This is a genomic window from Herbaspirillum chlorophenolicum (assembly GCF_001189955.1).
Classification (GTDB): domain Bacteria; phylum Pseudomonadota; class Gammaproteobacteria; order Burkholderiales; family Burkholderiaceae_D; genus Herbaspirillum; species Herbaspirillum chlorophenolicum.
This window is the reverse complement of the sequence record NZ_LFLT01000026.1, coordinates 45,913-63,263: the sequence shown is the minus strand read 5'-3', so window position 1 is coordinate 63,263 and position 17,351 is coordinate 45,913. Positions and strand designations below refer to the sequence as shown.

10 protein-coding genes and 1 tRNA gene are annotated in these 17,351 nt (G+C 62.2%); 3 read left to right on the top strand and 8 right to left on the bottom strand.

From position 1 onward, the window contains the following. Positions 1 to 193 precede the first annotated feature (193 nt). From AKL28_RS15890 to AKL28_RS15865, 6 genes are all read right to left on the bottom strand, one after another. Positions 194 to 270 (bottom strand) — tRNA-Met (locus AKL28_RS15890). Between the two features lie 90 nt (positions 271 to 360). Next, entirely contained in the window at positions 361 to 1,314 is a 954-nt protein-coding gene (gene miaA, locus AKL28_RS15885; protein WP_050469137.1) for a tRNA (adenosine(37)-N6)-dimethylallyltransferase MiaA, read from the bottom strand. Between the two features lie 2 nt (positions 1,315 to 1,316). Beyond that, a complete protein-coding gene (gene mutL, locus AKL28_RS15880; RefSeq protein ID WP_174525391.1) occupies positions 1,317 to 3,209 on the bottom strand; it encodes a DNA mismatch repair endonuclease MutL in 1,893 nt (630 codons plus the stop codon). Positions 3,210 to 3,272: 63 nt separating this feature from the next. Beyond that, positions 3,273 to 5,252: a methyl-accepting chemotaxis protein gene (locus tag AKL28_RS15875; protein ID WP_050469148.1), complete on the bottom strand. Its 1,980-nt coding sequence runs from the start codon at positions 5,250 to 5,252 to the stop codon at positions 3,273 to 3,275. Positions 5,253 to 5,759: 507 nt separating this feature from the next. After that, positions 5,760 to 8,744: a sensor domain-containing protein gene (locus tag AKL28_RS15870; RefSeq protein ID WP_050469135.1), complete on the bottom strand. Its 2,985-nt coding sequence runs from the start codon at positions 8,742 to 8,744 to the stop codon at positions 5,760 to 5,762. Positions 8,745 to 8,886: 142 nt separating this feature from the next. Further along, the gene (locus tag AKL28_RS15865; protein WP_082221521.1) at positions 8,887 to 10,632 is read right to left on the bottom strand and encodes a methyl-accepting chemotaxis protein; all 1,746 of its coding nucleotides are present in this window, start codon (positions 10,630 to 10,632) and stop codon (positions 8,887 to 8,889) included. Positions 10,633 to 11,007: 375 nt separating this feature from the next. Between AKL28_RS15865 and AKL28_RS15860 the strand changes: the two genes are divergently transcribed. Further along, the gene (locus AKL28_RS15860; protein ID WP_050469134.1) at positions 11,008 to 11,670 is read left to right on the top strand and encodes a VTT domain-containing protein; all 663 of its coding nucleotides are present in this window, start codon (positions 11,008 to 11,010) and stop codon (positions 11,668 to 11,670) included. A gap of 73 nt (positions 11,671 to 11,743) precedes the next feature. Here AKL28_RS15860 and AKL28_RS15855 read toward each other — a convergent pair whose 3' ends face one another. Continuing rightward, the gene (locus tag AKL28_RS15855; protein ID WP_050469133.1) at positions 11,744 to 13,096 is read right to left on the bottom strand and encodes an N-acetylmuramoyl-L-alanine amidase; all 1,353 of its coding nucleotides are present in this window, start codon (positions 13,094 to 13,096) and stop codon (positions 11,744 to 11,746) included. After that, positions 13,060 to 13,536, bottom strand: a complete 477-nt coding sequence (tsaE, locus tag AKL28_RS15850) for a tRNA (adenosine(37)-N6)-threonylcarbamoyltransferase complex ATPase subunit type 1 TsaE (protein WP_050469146.1) — start codon at positions 13,534 to 13,536, stop codon at positions 13,060 to 13,062. The genes AKL28_RS15855 and tsaE overlap by 37 nt, the downstream gene beginning before the upstream one ends. 196 nt (positions 13,537 to 13,732) lie before the next feature. Between tsaE and queG the strand changes: the two genes are divergently transcribed. Together queG and AKL28_RS15840 are read left to right on the top strand one after the other, a co-directional pair. Beyond that, the gene (gene queG / locus AKL28_RS15845) at positions 13,733 to 14,824 is read left to right on the top strand and encodes a tRNA epoxyqueuosine(34) reductase QueG (RefSeq protein WP_050469132.1); all 1,092 of its coding nucleotides are present in this window, start codon (positions 13,733 to 13,735) and stop codon (positions 14,822 to 14,824) included. A gap of 107 nt (positions 14,825 to 14,931) precedes the next feature. Continuing rightward, the gene (locus AKL28_RS15840; RefSeq protein WP_050469145.1) at positions 14,932 to 17,328 is read left to right on the top strand and encodes a penicillin acylase family protein; all 2,397 of its coding nucleotides are present in this window, start codon (positions 14,932 to 14,934) and stop codon (positions 17,326 to 17,328) included. The last annotated feature ends 23 nt before the right edge of the window (positions 17,329 to 17,351 follow it).

Genomic DNA, 17,351 nt, shown 5'->3' with positions numbered 1-17,351 from the left:
AGCAGGGATCATATAGCCGTGTCGCCGCCTTCGGAAGGCAGTGGGAAGATGAGGCAAATGGAGGCGGAGAGGGGGCAATTCTGCGAGCAAATCAACCGTCAACGAACGAGCCCGGCGGTAAAAACAAAAAGCCCGCGCAAACATTGGTTTGGGCGGGCTTTTGGATTCGACTGGACTTCTTCGAATCAGTGTCTGGTGGTGATAGGTGGACTTGAACCACCGACCCCAGCATTATGAGTGCTGTGCTCTAACCAACTGAGCTATATCACCAGAAGCAAGCCCGACACTATAGAAGTATTGCCGGTCCATGTCAATAGGACCGGCCATCTTTTGTTGCCGGAGCCTGGTGTTCTTGCCGGCTCAGCTCCCTTGGCGCGTCACCAGCGCCTTTTCCACCTTATCCAGCACCTTTTCCGTGGCATCGGGGGCATTGCAATCGATGACGATACGGTCCGGCATGGAGCGCAGCCAGGTCAGTTGGCGTTTGGCCAACTGGCGGGTGGCGGCGATGCCTTTTTCGCGCATGGTGTCGTAATCGATGAGGCCGTCCAGATATTCCCAGGCCTGGCGATAGCCGACGCAACGTATCGATGGCAGGCCCAGGTGCAGGTCGCCGCGCGTGCGCAGGGCGTTGACTTCATCCAGCAGGCCGCCGCCGCTGAGCATCTGGTCGAAACGCAGGGCGATGCGCTGGTGCAGCACGGAGCGATCGGAGGGTTCAAGCGCCAGCGGCAGCAGGTCGAAGGGCAGCGGTTCAGGTTCTTTCTGCGATAGCAGGGATGACATCGGCTGGCCGGTCAGCAGCGTGATTTCGAGGGCCCGCTGGATGCGCTGGCTGTCATTGGGTTTGAGGCGTTCGGCCGTGGCCGGGTCCAGCGTGGCCAATTTGGCATGCATGGCGGGCATGCCTACGCGTGCGGCTTCCTCATCCAGTTGGGCGCGCAGTGCGGGATCTGCCTGCGGCAGTTCGTCCAGGCCGTCGTGCAGCACCTTGAAGTACAGCATGGTGCCGCCGACCAGCAGCGGCAGCTTGCCGCGCGCGGCGATCTCGCCGGTCAGGCGCAGCGCATCCTGGCGGAATTGCATGGCCGAATAAGCGTCGGCCGGGTCGATGATGTCGATCAGGTGATGCGGCGCCTCGGCCAGTTCCTGTGGGCTGGGCTTGGCGGTGCCGATATCCATGCCGCGATAGACCAGGGCAGAATCGACGGAAATGATTTCGCAGGGGATGTGGCGGGCGATTTCCAGGGCCGCCGCGGTCTTGCCGGAGGCGGTCGGCCCCATGATGGCCACGGCCAGGGGACGTGCTGCCATCCTTATTGGCCGCGCAGGAAGAGCTTGTCCAGGTCGGACAGGGCCATCTGGCTCCAGGTCGGCCGGCCGTGGTTGCACTGGTCGGCGCGTTCGGTGGCTTCCATCTGGCGCAGCAGGGCATTCATCTCGGGAACGGTCAGGCTGCGGTTGGCGCGCACGGCGGTGTGGCAGGCCAGCGTACCGAGCAGTTCGTTGCGGCGCTCCAGCAGCACGCGCGAGCCGCCGTATTCGCGTACGTCGCGCAGCACGTCGCGCGCCAGCGTCTGGGCGTCGGCGTTCTTCAGCAGCGCCGGCACCGCGCGCACGGCCAGGGTGGTGGGCGACATGACAGCGATGTCGAAGCCCAGCGCCGAGAGCGTCTCCTGGTGTTCCTCGGCGGTGCCGACTTCGACCGCATCGGCGTAGAACGTGACCGGGATCAGCAGCGGCTGGACGAACATCTCGTTGCCGTCCAGCGCAGTCTTGAGCTGCTCGTACAGGATGCGTTCATGGGCGGCGTGCATGTCCACCACCACCAGGCCGGCGCTGTTTTGCGCCAGCACATAGATGCCGTGCAATTGCGCCAGTGCGAAACCAAGCGGGAAGTCGCCGGCCGGCAGGTCTTGCGGTGCTTGCGTGCGCGCTGGGGTATCGCCAAGGCTGGACTGCGGCGACATGGCGGCGTCGCCGCGGAACATGGCGCCATAGGCTTCCGAATTCTGGCGTACGCCGAAACCGCCTCCGCCGAACGAAAAAGGTTTTGCCGGTTCTGCTGCGAACTGGTTGGCGAACGATCCTTGCTGCTGTTCGCGTATCCACGGCATCGGTGTGCCGGATGCCGGCTGCTGCAGTTGCGGGGGCGGCGCGTTGCCGAAGGAGGTGGCCGATGTCTGCGCCAGCGCGCGGCTGACCGCATGGAAGACGAACTGGTGCACGCTGCGGCTGTCGCGGAAACGTACTTCGATCTTGGATGGGTGGACGTTGACGTCGACCAGCGCCGGGTCGAGATCCAGCGACAGCGCATAGGAGGGATAGCGGTCGCCGTGCAGCACATCCTGGTAGGCGGCGCGCACCGCGTGGGTCAACAGCTTGTCGCGCACGAAGCGGCCGTTGACATAGAAATACTGGCCATCGGCGCGCGCCTTGGAGGCCGTCGGCAGGCCGACGAAACCGTGCAGGCGCAGCGGGCCGGCAGCCTCGTCCAGCGGCAGGCGGGCGTTGGCGAATTCGTCGCCGAGGATATGGGCGCTGCGCTTGGCGAATTCGCCTACGTTCCAGTGGTCGACGGTCTTGCCGTTGTGCGAGAGCGAAAAACTGACATCCGGCCGGGCCAGCGCGATGCGGCGCACGACTTCGGCGCAATGGCCGTATTCGGTCTGTTCCGACTTGAGGAACTTGCGGCGCGCCGGTGTATTGAAGTACAGGTCCTGCACGTCGATGGTGGTGCCCTGTGCGCCCGAGGCGGGCGACACGGCGCCGTGCTGCGAGCCGATGATTTCCCAGGCATGGGCGGCGTCGGCGGTGCGGGTGGTGACGGTCAGTTGCGCGACCGAGGCAATCGAGGCCAGCGCTTCGCCTCGAAAACCCAGCGTCCCGACGTTTTCCAGGTCGGTCAGCGAGGCGATCTTGGAGGTGGCATGGCGCGCCAGCGCCAGCGGCAACTGGTCGGGCGGAATGCCGCGGCCGTTGTCGGTGATGGCGATGCGTTTGACGCCGCCTTGCTCCAGGCGCACCGTGATTTGTGAGGCGCCTGCGTCCAGCGCGTTTTCCAGCAATTCCTTGACCACCGCAGACGGGCGCTCGATCACCTCGCCGGCGGCGATCTGCGAGATCAACTGATCCGGCAGGGCCTGGATGGGGCGATAGGCGGGCTGGGACGAGGGTGTCGTGGGGGATGAGGAAAGCGGTGCATTCATGGCAGGATTATACCGCCGCAGGCGACGCCGGGCCCAGGGCAGGGCGTTGCCCTAGGTTACCGGTCAGATACGGAATGCGCTGACCGCAGCCGCCAGATGCTGGGCTTGCTGCTGCAGCGATTGCGCAGCGGCTGCCGCCTGCTCGACCAGGGCCGCGTTTTGCTGGGTGCTCTCGTCCATTTGCGCGATGGCGCGGTTGATCTGGTCGATGCCCTCGCTCTGCTCGCGGCTGGCGGTGGTGATTTCGTTGATCACGGTGGAGACGCGCTGCACGCTGGCCACGACGTCGCCCATGGTGGCGCCGGCCTGCTCCACCAGCTTGCCGCCGGCGCCCACCGTGTGGACCGACGCATCGATCAGTTCCTTGATCTCCCGGGCGGCGGTGGCGCTGCGTTGCGCCAGCGTGCGCACTTCGGTGGCCACCACCGCGAAGCCGCGGCCCTGCTCGCCGGCGCGCGCCGCTTCGACTGCGGCGTTCAACGCCAGGATGTTGGTCTGGAAGGCGATGCCGTCGATCACGCTGATGATGTCGACGATCCTTTGCGAGGAGGTGTTGATTGCATTCATGGTTTCCACCACCTGGCCGACCACGTTGCCTCCCTGGCCGGCGATGGCCGATGCCGAACTGGACAGCTGGTCGGCCTGCACCGCGTTGGCGGCGTTTTGTTTGACCGTTGAGGTCAGTTCTTCCATGGCCGAGGCGGTTTCTTCCAGCGCGCCGGCCTGCTGTTCGGTGCGCGAAGACAGGTTGAGGTTGCCGGCCGCGATTTCGCTGGCGGCGGTATTGATTTCCTCGGTGCCGGCGCGCACGCTGGCTACCACTTCCGACAAGCCCTCGCTGATGCCGTTGAAGGATTGCATCAGGCGGCCGATCTCGTCGCCGCGCGTAACGTGCAGGCGCGTCGTCAGGTCGCCCCCGGCGATGCGGTCGGCGGCCTGGCAGACCGCGTCCAGCGGACGCGAGACCATGCGGCGCACCAGCAAGCTCAGGATCAGGCCCAGGATTGCCAGGAACAGCAGGCCGCCGCCGATGTAGAGCTTGCGCATCGAATCGACTTCGCGCGTGATCTCATCGACATAGGCTTCGCCGGCGATCACCCAGTTCCAGCCCGGATAGCGGGCGAGGGCGATGATTTTCTTGCGGCCGTCGAGGGCGGTGTAGTGTTGCGCGCCTTCCTTTTGTTCCAGCAAGGCCTTGATATAGCTGTTGCCTGCGGCGTCCTTCAGGTCGAGCAGGCTGGCGCCTTCTTCCTTGTCTTCGCGCGGGGCGCCGGCAATCATCGTGCCCAGCTCTTTGCCTTCTTTGCCGTTAAGCACATAGAAGAAACCGGTGTCGCCGATCTTGAGCGCCTTGATCTGGTCCTTGAGGGCCTTGATGTCAGGCGAAATGTCGATGCCGACGTACAGCACCCCGATGATCTGGCCGGCCGCATCTTTTATCGGGACGTACTTGGTGATGTATTGCTTGCCGAAGAGCGTGGCCAGGCCGCTGTAGGCCTTGTCGGCCTTCAGCGCCGCATAGCCGGGATGGGCGCGGTCGAGCAGGGTGCCGATGGCGCGCTCGCCGTTTTCTTTCTTCAGGGAAGTCGATACGCGCACGAAATCGTCGCCGGTCTTGGCGAAGATGGTGGCGCTCACGCCGGTTTCGGCGGTGAAGCGGTCGGGAATGGTGAAGTCGAGATTGAGATCGTGGCCGTCGTTTTGCAGCGCCGGAGTGGCGCGGTCGCCGATCTGGATGGTGCGGCCTTCGTCGAGCGTGAATTTGCCAGCGAACTCATTGCCGAACATGGTGGAAAAACGGTCGACCTGGCTGGTGACGGTATGGTCGAACATGCCGACCATGTGCGACACGCTGCGCGTCTCGTTGGACATTTGTTCGATCGAACGTTTCTCGACCATGCGCGAGGCCGAATAGGTAATGAGCATCAGCGCGATGATGAAGACGACGCCGACCAGGGCCACGGTCAAGGCGGTAAGTTTTGTACCGATAGATCGGTTCAATATGGAAGCGCGGTGCGCCGGAGAAAAGGTATCGATGGACATGATCTTTTTGTTGTTGAACCAAGAGAAAGAGGGCGCCGTGTCAACGCCGACTGGAATGCCTTGCATCTCGCAATCGGTAACCCGTGGACATCTTCGCAAGATGCCGGTATAGCGCGTTCTGGAACTTGCCAGCCATGTTCTGCGACAGGCTGACGGCAACAATACAGGAAGCGGCCAGGCTGTGGATCCTGGCGGTTACGTTTACGTCTCTGGATTTGCTGGGGAAGGCAGAAGTATATCGACAGGTTTTTGCTCTGTTCTAAATACTTTTGATGTTTGCGCCCACATTTTCCTGGCCTGTTGTTTTTCCAGCGAGGACATTATTTTTTTGATATTTCATATTGTCATCGATAGTGAAGAATTGATCACTTTCTTCTTCAATGCATATTGGATTGAATATCAAATTCAATCTTTTTCTTATCGCGCATGAGCTCGCGCAATATTTTTTTGCGCGGCTGAAAGTTGCCGTTCTGTGTCAGTCAGGTGCGGCGGGTTTGCCGCGGCCGATTACGATTTCCCGCTGTAGTAGCTGCTCTTGCCCGCCATGAAATCGCGGATCCAGTTCTCCAGGTCGTCAGCGGACAACGGGCGCGAAAAATAATAGCCTTGGGCCACATCGCAGCCTTGCTGGATTAGTAATTCATACTGGTCGATGTCTTCCACCCCTTCTGCCACCACGGTCAGCTTCAGGCTTTCGCCGATGCGGATGACGGCGTTGGTGAGCGCGCTCACGGCGGCATCCTTGGCCATGTCGCGCACGAAGCTCTGGTCCAGCTTCAGTTCGGAAACCGGCAGCTTGCGCAGGTAGCCCAGGCTGGAATAACCGGTGCCGAAGTCGTCCATGGCCAGCGGCACGCCCAGCGCATCCACCGCAGCGATGGTCTGGTTGGTGCTGGGGTTGGTGTCCATCAGCACGGTTTCCGTGATCTCGATGGTGAGGTCGGACGGCGACAGCGAGTAGCGCTGCAAGAGGCTGGTCAGGAATTGCGGCAACTCCAGGTCATGGAAATTGGTGGCGGAGAGGTTGACCGAGACCGATGGCACCTTGATGCCGCGCCGGCGCCAGTCGGAGAGCTGGAAGCAGGCTTCCTCCAGCGCCCATTTGCCCAGTTCGCCGATCAGGCCGCATTCCTCGGCAATCGGAATGAAGCGGCCCGGCGAGACGTTGCCCAGTTGCGGATGCTGCCAGCGCGCCAGCGCTTCCACGCCGTGCAGGTGGTTGTCTTGCAGGTGGATCTGCGGTTGGTAATGCAGTTCGAAGTCGCCGCCGCGCAAGGCATCCCGCAAGGCGCTTTCCAGCGCCAGGCGTTCTTGCGCCAGGCTGTTCATCTCGTCGCTGAAAAAGCTGTGGCGGCCGCGATTGACGGCTTTGGCCTGGTACATCGCAATGTCGGCGCGATGCAGCAGGGTCTCGATGTCGTTGCCGTTGTCGGGGAACATCGCCACCCCGATGCTGGCGGATGGATTAAGCAGCGTGCCGTTGATATGGCAGGGCTGGGACAATTTTTCCTGGACGCGTTTGACGACTTCGGCCAGGTGGTTGCTGTCATATTGCGTAAACACCACCACGAACTCGTCGCCGGACAGCCGGCCGACGATGTCGGAACGCCGCGCTTGCGACTGCAGCCGGGTGGCGACCGTGCGCAACAGTTCGTCGCCGGCCTGGTGGCCGAGCGAATCGTTGACTTGTTTGAAACGGTCCAGGTCGATAAACATCACTGCCACCGTACCGCGGCTGCGTTCGGCGGCGGCGATTGCCTGCCCGGCCTGGACCAGCAGCAGGCTGCGGTTGGGCAGGCCGGTCAGCGAATCGTAGAAGGCCAACTGGTGGATGCGCGCGCGCGAGGCTTCACGCTCGATGGCCAGTGCGCACAGGTGCAGGCCGGCATCCACCAGCAGTTGGTGGAAGGCGCTGGGCGTACGGGGTTCGCGGAAGTAGAAGGCGAAGGTCCCGATGACCTTGCCATCGGATGATTTGACCGGCGTCGACCAGCAGGCGCGCAGCCCATTGGGCAGGGCCAGGTGCTTGTAGTCGGCCCAGCGCGGATCGTTCTCGATATCGGAGCACACGACCGGCTCGCCCAGGAACGCGGCGGTGCCGCAAGCGCCGACACTGGGGCCGGCCGGGATGCCGTCCAGCGCGCGGTTATAAAAGTCAGGCAGGCTGGGGCCGGCCAGGGTATGCAGCTTGCCTTGCTCGTCTACCCGCAGGATGGAGGCGACCACTTCCGGCGCCACCCGCTCCACTTCTTCGCATAGCAGGTTCATCTGCTCGGTCAGCGAAGAGTCGCGCGCCATGGCGTTGAGTACGCGGTATTGCAGCACCTCGTGCACCTTGGTGTTGGTGATGTCGGTCATCACGCATACCGCGTTGATCAGTTTTCCCGATGCGTCGAGGATCGGGTTGACCACCGCCGACATCCATAGCGGCTGGTCGTGCATGTCGTGGATCAGTTCTTCGGTATGGAAACTGCGTCCTTGCAGGAGTTCGTCGTGGCAGCGCTCGATCGAACGCACAAAGCTGGGATGGTCGGCGAACAGTTCGTGCGGCCTTTCCCCGATCACTTGCCTTGCCTGGAAACCGAGCATGCGGGTGAAGCCGATGTTGTGGAACACGATGCGGTTCTGGTCGTCGGTGATGATGACGGCGTTGTCGGTTTCGTTGATGCCCAGCGAGAGCAGGTGGAGGTGCTCGCGGTCGCTGACTTCGCGCGTGACCCGGTAGGTGACGTCGGTGCCGATGCAGATGACTTTCTCGGGGTTGCCGTGGGCGTCGAGCACCAGCGAGTAAGTGGCCTCCCACCATACCGCGCGGCCGTTGCGCGCGCGCCGCAGGAAGCGGCCGGAGAAGAAGCGGCCGTTGCAGACGTCGCGCCAGAAGGCGGCATATTCCGGGCTGTTGGCGTAGTCGTCATAGCACAGGGTGCTGTGCGGCTTGCCGATCAGTTCGTCGGCAAGGTATTCCATGGTCTTGAGGTAATTGCTGTTGGCATTGAGGATGATGCCCTCGGCCGACAGTTCGACCACGCTCAGCGACCGGTTCAGCGCATTGAGCACGCTGTGGGTCTGGCGCGAGTCATCGATATGGGCGGTGATGTCGGCCGCTACCGAAATCACTTTCTGCAACTGGCCGTTGTCGTCCAGGATGGGGCTGCAGATCGCTTCCAGCCAAAGTGTGGAGCCGTCGGCGCGAATGCGCTGCAGCGTGCCGGAAATGATCTCCCCGGAGCGCAGGTGTTGCCAGAATTGCTGGTAGTGCCCGGTGGTGGTGTAGGTGGCGTCGCACAGCATGCTGTGATGCTGGCCGACCAGTTCATCCCGCCGGTAGCCCAGCAGGCGCAGGAAGTTGTCGTTGGCGTCGAGCAATGTGCCGTCGGCGGCGAATTCGAGCATCGCCATCGAACGCGAAAGAGCGGCCAGCAGCGCGTCCCGCTCGTCTCCCGACAAATGTCTGCGGTTCAGTTCCCCGATGAACGGCTCATGGTTATGCATCCTATCTATCCCCCTTTGGTATGGCGGAAACGACGCGGGCCCCGGTTGTGCGCTGTTGTGCTTGATCATATGCCGTTTTTTCTGGCCTGTCCTGTTGAATGCTTTTGTTGCCGGCCGGTTGCGGCCGGCCGGTAGTTTCCTGTCAGAATTGTTCCCAGTTGCCGTCGTCGCCGGACGCTATGTTCGTTGTCGGGAGCGGTGGTTTTTGGGAGGTTTTTTCCAGTTTCACGGCCTGAGGCCTGGCGGGCACCGGCCGGGCTTGCGCCAGCGCGCGTACCGGTGCCCTGGAAGGAATGGGCCGTGCGACGGGCAGGGTGGAGATGCCGGTCGCCATGCCTTCGATCTTGAACACGCTGACCACCTCGGTCAGGCGGTGGGCCTGATCCTGCAACGCCTGGGCTGCGGCGGCAGCTTGTTCGACCAGCGCCGCGTTTTGCTGGGTGGTCTGGTCCATCTGCGTGATGGCATGGTTGATTTGTTCGATACCGGCGCTTTGCTCCTGGCTGGCGGCGGAAATTTCCACCACCACGTCGGTGACCCGCTGCACGCTGGTCACGACTTCGCTCATGGTGACGCCCGCCTGTTCGACCAGCTTGCTGCCATTGCTCACCTTGTCGACGGAATCGTCGATGAGCGCCTTGATTTCCTTGGCCGCCGATGCGCTGCGCTGGGCCAGCGAACGCACTTCGGACGCCACTACGGCAAAACCGCGGCCTTGTTCCCCGGCGCGCGCGGCTTCGACGGCGGCGTTCAGCGCCAGGATATTGGTCTGGAAGGCGATGCCATCGATCACGCTGATGATGTCGACGATCTTCTTCGACGACGCATTGATCGAGTTCATGGTCTGCACCACTTCACCGACCACGCTGCCGCCCTGCCGCGCGACCTCGGAAGCGGAAGCGGCCAACTGGTTGGCCTGGCGCGCATTGTCGGCATTCTGGCGCACCGTCGAGGTCAGTTCTTCCATGGCCGAGGCGGTTTCTTCCAGCGATCCGGCCTGCTCCTCGGTGCGAGAGGAAAGGTCGAGATTGCCGGTGGCGATTTCTCCGGAGGCGGTATGGATGGTGTCGGTGGCTTGCCTGGCCTGTGCGACGATTTTCTGCAGGTTGCCGTTCATGGTGTGCAGCGCTTGCAGCAACTGGCCGGTCTCGTCGCGGCTGGTTGCTTCGATATGGCTGGTCAGGTCGCCGTCGGCGACAGTGCGCGCCAGTTGCACCGCGTGGTTGAGCGGCCGGGTGATGCTGCGGGTGAGCCTGTATGCCACCGCCACGGCGAACAGGATGGCCATCGCCGCCAGGCCCAGGGTCAGGTCGCGCGCCTGTTCATATTGCGCACTCACGGCATCGGCGGCGTCGCGCATGAGCTGGTCCTGATAGAGAACCAGTTCGGCGACCTTGCCCAGATAACTCAGGCGCAGGCTTTGTTCGGCCGGCGCATACATGGCGGCGATGGCTTCTTCGCGCTTGCCGTCCTTGATCAGTTGCGTCACTTTGTCGCTGCCGGCGATATAGGCGGCGCGTACCTGCTGGATGGCAGTAAACAGGGTGCGGCCTTTGGCGCTGGAGATGGTTTTGTCCAGGCCATCCATGTCGCTGGCGATCTTTTTGATCGAAGCGAAAATCGCTTCCTGTTGCTGTTTCAACTGTTCCTGGTCGGTCATCAGGAGCAGGTTGCGCGTGGAGCGGAGGATGATGTTTTCTTGCAGGATGATGTCGTTGGCCAGGACCGTTTTGGGATAGGCCCCTTGCGTCACGTTATGCATCTGGCGATTGAGATCGGCCATGCGCGACAGGCACAGCGTGCCGATACCCACCAGTAGTACCACCATGACGGCGAAGCCCATGGCGAGACGGATGCCGATCTTCGTATTTTTTAAACTGATGTTCATTTTTGTCTTCCCCCTTGTTTTATGTCGTGACAGTTAGCTCCTATACATGAATGCCATGCTTGTTATCGGTCGACGTACGACCGTTCTGAAGAGTTCGTACGGTAATTTGTGAAATAGGGTGCGTTATGCGCACTATTTTTGCCCGGGCAGCGTTGTGAACGGGCGACGCAAAGGGACACCAAAGCGCTGTCGGCGGCGCTTGCCGGTTCCGATTCAATGTAGTCCAAAAACAGGGGAAACGATGGTGTATGATGGCCCGTCGTGATGAGGTTATTACTCGCCATCGGGTAGTGTTGTCATCAGGGAAATGTGAGCAGTCCCTTGGCCGTACGGCACGGGACGCCGACTGGCGATGTAATCGGGACGATTAGGCTTATGGATTATCTGCAGTTGCTGGACGTGCTGGTCCACGTCGATAAATACCTTGGTGTTCTGATTGAGCAGTACGGTCCCCTGATTTATGCAGTGCTTTTTCTGATCGTCTTCTGCGAGACCGGCCTGGTGGTGTTGCCATTCCTGCCAGGAGATTCGCTGTTGTTCATCGCCGGTACGTTCTGTGCCACCGGCGCCATGAATATCTGGGTTCTGATGGTGTTGCTGATCGTGGCGGCCATTTCCGGCAACACTCTCAATTACTGGATAGGTTCGCTGGTAGGCCACCGGGTCTATACCCATCATTACCGGTGGCTCAATCCCGAGGCGCTGAAAAAGACCCACTCCTTCTACGAGAAACACGGCGGCAAGACCATCGTGATCGCCCGCTTCACTCCTATCGTCCGCACTTTCGCCCCATTCATTGCCGGCGTTTCGGCCATGACCTTCGCCAAATTCCAGTTGTTCAACATCCTGGGCGCCTTCTTGTGGGTGGTCAGCCTGGTCGTGTTGGGTTATTTGTTTGGCAATATCCCGCTGGTGCAGGAGAACCTGAATTGCTTGGTCATCATCGGCATCGTCGGCGCCATCATCCCCATCGTGCTGGGCGCCCTTTGGCAGGTGTGGCGCAAGCTGCGCGGCAAGCGCAAGGTCAGCAACGCCTGACGGCTCCCGCTTCGGCATACAAAAAGCCCCGGTACTGCAATGCAGCCCGGGGCTTTTGATTGATGGCGCCGGATCAGGTCAGCTTGTTCTTGGCCAGTGGCGGGTTCTTGGCGAAATACTTGCGGATGCCCGTCAGGATGGCGTCGGCCATCTGGTCCTGGTAACGCTCGTCGGTCAGCTTGGCTTCTTCTTCAGGGTTGGAGATGAAAGCCGTTTCGATCAGGATACTGGGGATGTCAGGCGCCTTCAGCACGGCGAAGCCGGCCTGTTCCACCGCGCCCTTGTGCAGGCGATTGATGCCGCCGATTTCCTTGAGCACCGCATTGCCCACGCGCAGGCTGTCGTTGATCTGGGCCGTGGTCGACAAGTCCAGCAGCACGCTGGCCAGTTGCCGGTCATGGGTCTTGATGTTGACGCCGCCGATCAGGTCGGCCGAGTTTTCCTTGTTGGCCAGCCAGCGCGCTGCGGTGGAGCTGGCGCCCTTTTCGGACAGCGCGAACACCGAGGAGCCGCGTGCGGTGGGCTGTACGAAGGCATCGGCGTGGATCGAGACGAACAGGTCGGCCTGCACCTTGCGCGCCTTGACCACGCGCTGGCCCAGCGGCACGAAGAAGTCGGCGTCGCGCGTCAACATCACGCGCATGTTGGGGTATTGCTCGATCTTGCGTTTGAGGCGCTTGGCGATGGACAGCACCACGTCCTTCTCGCGGTTGCCGCGCGCGCCGGTGGCGCCGGGGTCTTCGCCGCCGTGGCCGGGGTCGAGCGCGATGGTGATCATGCGCGTGAGCTGCATGCGCGGCTCGTCTTGCGCCACCTTGGGATTCTTGTCCGGCTTTTCCTCGGGCAGCGGCTTGGCTTCTGCCAGTGGGGCCGGCTCGGGTTGCGCCGGTATCTGGGCTTGCGCGGGGTCGCGCGGGGCTTCCTTGAACCAGTCGCCTTTCTGGATCAGCGCCGCGATCGGGTCCGGCGGGTTGGCCGGATAGAGATCGATCACGAAACGGTATTTGTATTCGCCCACCGGCGCCAGCGTGAACACCTGCGGCTTGATTTCATCCTTCAGGTCGAACACCAGGCGCACCACGCTCGGACGGTTCTGGCCCACGCGCACCTGCTTGATATACGGATCATTGGGCTGGATCTTGGCGACCAGGTCCTTCAGGGTGCTGTTCAAGTCGATGCCTTCGATATCGACCACCAGGCGTTCCGGATCCTTCACCACGAAGTGGGTGACCTTGAGGTCGCTGTCGTTCTCCAGCGTTACGCGGGTGTAATCGTCGGACGGCCACACGCGCACGGCCAGGATCTGCGAAGCGCAGGCGGGCAGCGGGGTGACGACGGAGACGAAGAGGACACCGCCAGCTTTGAGGATGGTGCGGCGGCTTTTGGACTTTACAGGTTCGGAGCGAATTTCAGTCGAGCGAGGCATTGATGACCCTTGTCAGACAACGCACGTAATTCTACATCACGCCCGTGCTGTGCGAGCATCAGGCTGATGTGAATGTCCGGCGGCGGCAACACTGTTTCGCCTTTCTCGGGCCATTCGACGATACAGACGGTATTTTCGTTGAAATGTTCACGAAATCCCGCATCCAGGAACTCCTCCGGGCTGGCCATCCGGTAGAGATCGAAGTGGATGACTGTTACCATGCGCTCTGCAATCTTGACCTCATAAGGTTCTGCCAGCGTATAGGTGGGGCTCTTTACCCGTCCCTGGTGGCCCGCAGCATGCAGCAGCGCGCGCGTCAGCGCCGTCTTGCCGACGCCCAGGTCGCCATGCAGGTACAGCGCCAGGCCGGGTACCAGCACATGGGCCAGGTCGGCGCCCAGTCTGGCGGTGGCGGCTTCGTCGGGGAGGTGGAGTTGCATGCTCAAACTTGATTTCCGATTTTTAGAGTCTGTTTATGGTCTCGCTGGGAGCTGATCAAATGTCATTTCAGGATGGGATGCAAGGCGCAAAACGTAGCCGGGCCGGTTGGCCCGGCGAGGCTTTGCAACGCCGCAGACCGCCTGAAAGGGCATTTGAGCGGCCCCGAGCGAGACCATAAACAGACTCTCATGGTACATGACCGATCTAGCCGCACTTGCCATTGCCATCAAAGCCTGGGGCCGCGAACTCGGGTTTGCCGAGGTGCGCATCGCCGACGTCGATCTCTCGCATCGCGAAGCCGGCTTCCAGGCCTGGCTGGACAAGGGCTATCACGGCGAGATGGATTATATGGCAAGCCACGGCATGAAGCGCGCCCGTCCGGCCGAATTGGTGCCGGGTACGGTGCGGGTGGTCAGCGTGCGCATGCCTTACCTGCCGTCGCCGGCGCCAGGGCAAGGCGAAGACTGGCGGGCCGGCGAAGAGGCCCGCAGCGCCGATCCGGCGGCGGCGCAGGTCTCCATCTATGCCCGCGGACGCGACTACCACAAGGTCTTGCGTTCGCGCCTGCAGCAGCTGGCCACCCGGATCGAAGGCGAGATCGGGGCCTTCGGCTATCGCGTGTTCACCGATTCGGCGCCGGTCATGGAAGTGGCGCTGGCCGAGAAGGCCGGGCTCGGATGGCGGGGCAAGCATACGCTGCTGCTGCATCGGGAGGCCGGTTCCATGTTCTTCCTTGGCGAGATGCTGACCGATTTGCCGCTGCCGGTGGACGAATCTGTCACGCCGCACTGCGGCCAGTGCACCTCCTGCATCGATGTCTGCCCGACCCAGGCTATCGTCGCGCCGTATGAACTGGATGCGCGGCGCTGCATCTCTTACCTCACCATCGAACTCAAGGGCAGCATCCCGCTGGAGCTGCGGCCCCTGATCGGCAACCGCATCTACGGTTGCGACGACTGCCAGCTCTACTGCCCCTGGAACAAGTTTGCCCAGCGCGCCAGCCTGCCCGATTTCGACCCACGCCACGGCCTCGACCGGGCCGCCCTGGTCGAACTGTTCGCCTGGAGTGAGGAAGAATTCCTGAAAAATACCGAAGGCAGCGCGATCCGCCGTATCGGCCATGAACGCTGGCTGCGCAATCTTGCCGTTGGCTTGGGCAATGCCGCAGCATCGCCCGCCTCCAAAGGCGATGCGGGCATCGTCGCCGCGCTGCAGGCGCGCCAGGCTCATCCGTCGGCACTGGTGCGCGAGCATGTGGAATGGGCTTTGGAAAGGCATTTCCTGTAAAGTGAGTTCTCCATAAAAACAGATAATGGAGACCAGAGATGCCAAGATTGAAACATCGGGCGGGCATCATCGCCGCCGCATTGGGCTGTTCCATCCCCCTCGCATTCATGCCGGCGTCGCAGGCCCGCGACGCGCAATCCGCCAAACTCCCTTCTTCCGCTTCCACCGAAACCCTGGCCATTCCCGGCCTGCAGCAAAAGGCCGAGATCCTGGTCGATCGCTGGGGCGTGCCGCACATCTTCGCCGCCAGCCAGCGCGATGCCTTCTTCATGCAGGGCTTCAACGCCGCACGTGATCGCCTGTTCCAGATCGACTTGTGGCGCCGGCGCGGGCTGGGCCAATTGTCGGAAGTGTTCGGTCCGGCCTATCTGGCGCAGGACAAGGCCACCCGCCTGTTCCTCTACCGCGGCGACATGCGGCGCGAATGGGCATCCTACGGCAAGGATTCGGAGCAGGTGGCGCAGGCTTTTGTCGAAGGCATCAACGCCTATATCGACTACGTTGGCCAGCATCCGGACAAGCTGCCTTATGAGTTCCGCCAGCTCGGTTATTCGCCGGCCAAGTGGCAAGCCGAAGATGTGGTGCGTATCCGCAGCCACGGCTTGACGCGCAATCTGCTGAGCGAAGTGGCGCGCGCCAAGGTTGCTTGCGCGGCCGACCTCAAGTCCGACGAGGTGCGTTTCGGGCTGACGCCGAAGTGGACTGCGCAGATGCCGGAGGGGCTCGATCCTTGCCTGCCCAAGGATTTGCTGAAGGTGTTCACGCTGGCGACGCAAGGCGTGAAAATCACGAAGGAAAGCCTGAGCGCATCCAATGCCGATGATGGCCGGCTGGTGCGGTTGGCATTGGCGGCCAATCCGGAAGAAACCACCGAAGGCAGCAACAACTGGGTGGTGGCGCCATCCAAGTCGGCGACCGGCCGCGCCATCATGGCCAACGATCCGCACCGCGCGTATTCCGCGCCGTCGCTGCGCTACATTGCCCATCTGCATGCGCCCGGGATGGATGTGATCGGCGCTGGCGAGCCGGCGCTGCCGGGTATCTCGATCGGCCACAACGGCACTATCGCCTTTGGCCTGACCATCTTCAACATCGACCAGGAAGACCTCTACGTGTACGAGCTCAACCCGGCCAATCCCAACGAGTACAAGTACCAGGGCGGCTGGGAACCATTCAGGGTGCTGCATGAACCGGTGAGGGTGAAGAACGGCGCGCCGTCCGTCGCCGATCTGATGTTTACGCGGCATGGCCCGGTGATCTACGTCGATAAGGAAAAGAACCGGGCCTATGCGGTGCGCTCGGGTTGGCTGGAGCTGGGCATGTCGCCTTATTTCGGCAGCATCGACTACATGCGTGCGCGCGATTTTGCCGGCTTCAAGCGCTCGATGCTGAACTGGGGCGCGCCTACCGAGAACCAGGTGTATGCCGACGTCAAGGGCAACATCGGTTGGGTGCCGGGCGGGCTGGCGCCCAAGCGTCCCAATTGGGACGGACTGCTGCCGGTGCCGGGCGACGGCCGCTATGAATGGGCCGGCTTCTGGCGCGGCGACCAGTTGCCGTCGACCTACAACCCGAAGCAGGGCTGGTTCGCCTCGGCCAACCAGATGAACCTGCCGGACGACTATCCTTACCAGGAACGCAAGCTCGGCTTCGAGTGGACCAACAACTCGCGCTTTACCCGCATCAGCGAGGTACTGGCCGGTTTGCCCAAGGTGTCGCTGCAGGACTCGATGAAGCTGCAGAACGACGACCTGGCGATTCCGGCGCGCCGGCTGGGGGCTTTGCTCAAGCCGTTATCGTCCGAGGATGCCAACACCAGGGCGGCGCTGGCTTTGCTGGCCAATTGGGATGATGTCGAGCGCAGTGACGCTGCCCAGCCGGCCTTGTACGAAGTCTGGCTGTCGCGCCATCTGGGTAAAGCGTTCAAGTACGCCGTGCTGAGCAAGGCCGCCGCCGATGCAATGGGCGCACCCGATACGGCGGTGCTGCTTGATACGCTGGAGCATCCGGCGCCGGCTTTCGGCGCCACGGAAAACGAGGCGCGCGCCAGGCGCGACCAGGTATTGCTCTCCAGCCTGGGCGAGGCTTATGCGGAAATGGCCAAGTTGCAGGGCAGCGATGCCGCGCAATGGCAATGGGGCAAGCTGCACCACAACTTGATGGAGCATCCGCTGGCCGGCGTGGTGGACGATGCCACGCGCGCCAAATTGAATGTGGGGCCTTTGCCCAAGCATGGCGGCGCCTATTCGCCGAACCAGTCTACTTACCGTGTGAGCGACTTCCGCCAGACCAATGGGCCGTCGTTCCGCGTGGTGGTGGATGTGGGGCGCTGGGACAACTCCTGGGCCGTCAATTCGCCAGGGCAGTCGGGTGATCCGGACAGTCCGCATTACCGCGACCTGGCCGGCAAGTGGCTCAAGGGCGAATATTTCCCGCTGCTGTATTCGCGCGCGGCCATCGTCCGGGAGACAGAACGCAGGATCGTGGTGACGCCAGTGCGGTAGGGCGGAAGCGATGGCTGGCGCCG

What these genes read in the sequence shown, in the direction of transcription:
- miaA (WP_050469137.1), bottom strand. Translation starts at nt 1,314, where the DNA reads ATGGCAGCACGTCCCCTGGCCGTGGCCATCATGGGGCCGACCGCCTCC.
- mutL (WP_174525391.1), bottom strand. Translation starts at nt 3,209, where the DNA reads ATGAATGCACCGCTTTCCTCATCCCCCACGACACCCTCGTCCCAGCCC.
- AKL28_RS15840 (WP_050469145.1), top strand. Translation starts at nt 14,932, where the DNA reads ATGCCGGCGTCGCAGGCCCGCGACGCGCAATCCGCCAAACTCCCTTCT.
- AKL28_RS15875 (WP_050469148.1), bottom strand. Translation starts at nt 5,252, where the DNA reads ATGTCCATCGATACCTTTTCTCCGGCGCACCGCGCTTCCATATTGAAC.
- queG (WP_050469132.1), top strand. Translation starts at nt 13,733, where the DNA reads ATGACCGATCTAGCCGCACTTGCCATTGCCATCAAAGCCTGGGGCCGC.
- AKL28_RS15860 (WP_050469134.1), top strand. Translation starts at nt 11,008, where the DNA reads ATGGATTATCTGCAGTTGCTGGACGTGCTGGTCCACGTCGATAAATAC.
- tsaE (WP_050469146.1), bottom strand. Translation starts at nt 13,536, where the DNA reads ATGCAACTCCACCTCCCCGACGAAGCCGCCACCGCCAGACTGGGCGCC.
- AKL28_RS15855 (WP_050469133.1), bottom strand. Translation starts at nt 13,096, where the DNA reads ATGCCTCGCTCGACTGAAATTCGCTCCGAACCTGTAAAGTCCAAAAGC.
- AKL28_RS15870 (WP_050469135.1), bottom strand. Translation starts at nt 8,744, where the DNA reads ATGCATAACCATGAGCCGTTCATCGGGGAACTGAACCGCAGACATTTG.
- AKL28_RS15865 (WP_082221521.1), bottom strand. Translation starts at nt 10,632, where the DNA reads ATGAACATCAGTTTAAAAAATACGAAGATCGGCATCCGTCTCGCCATG.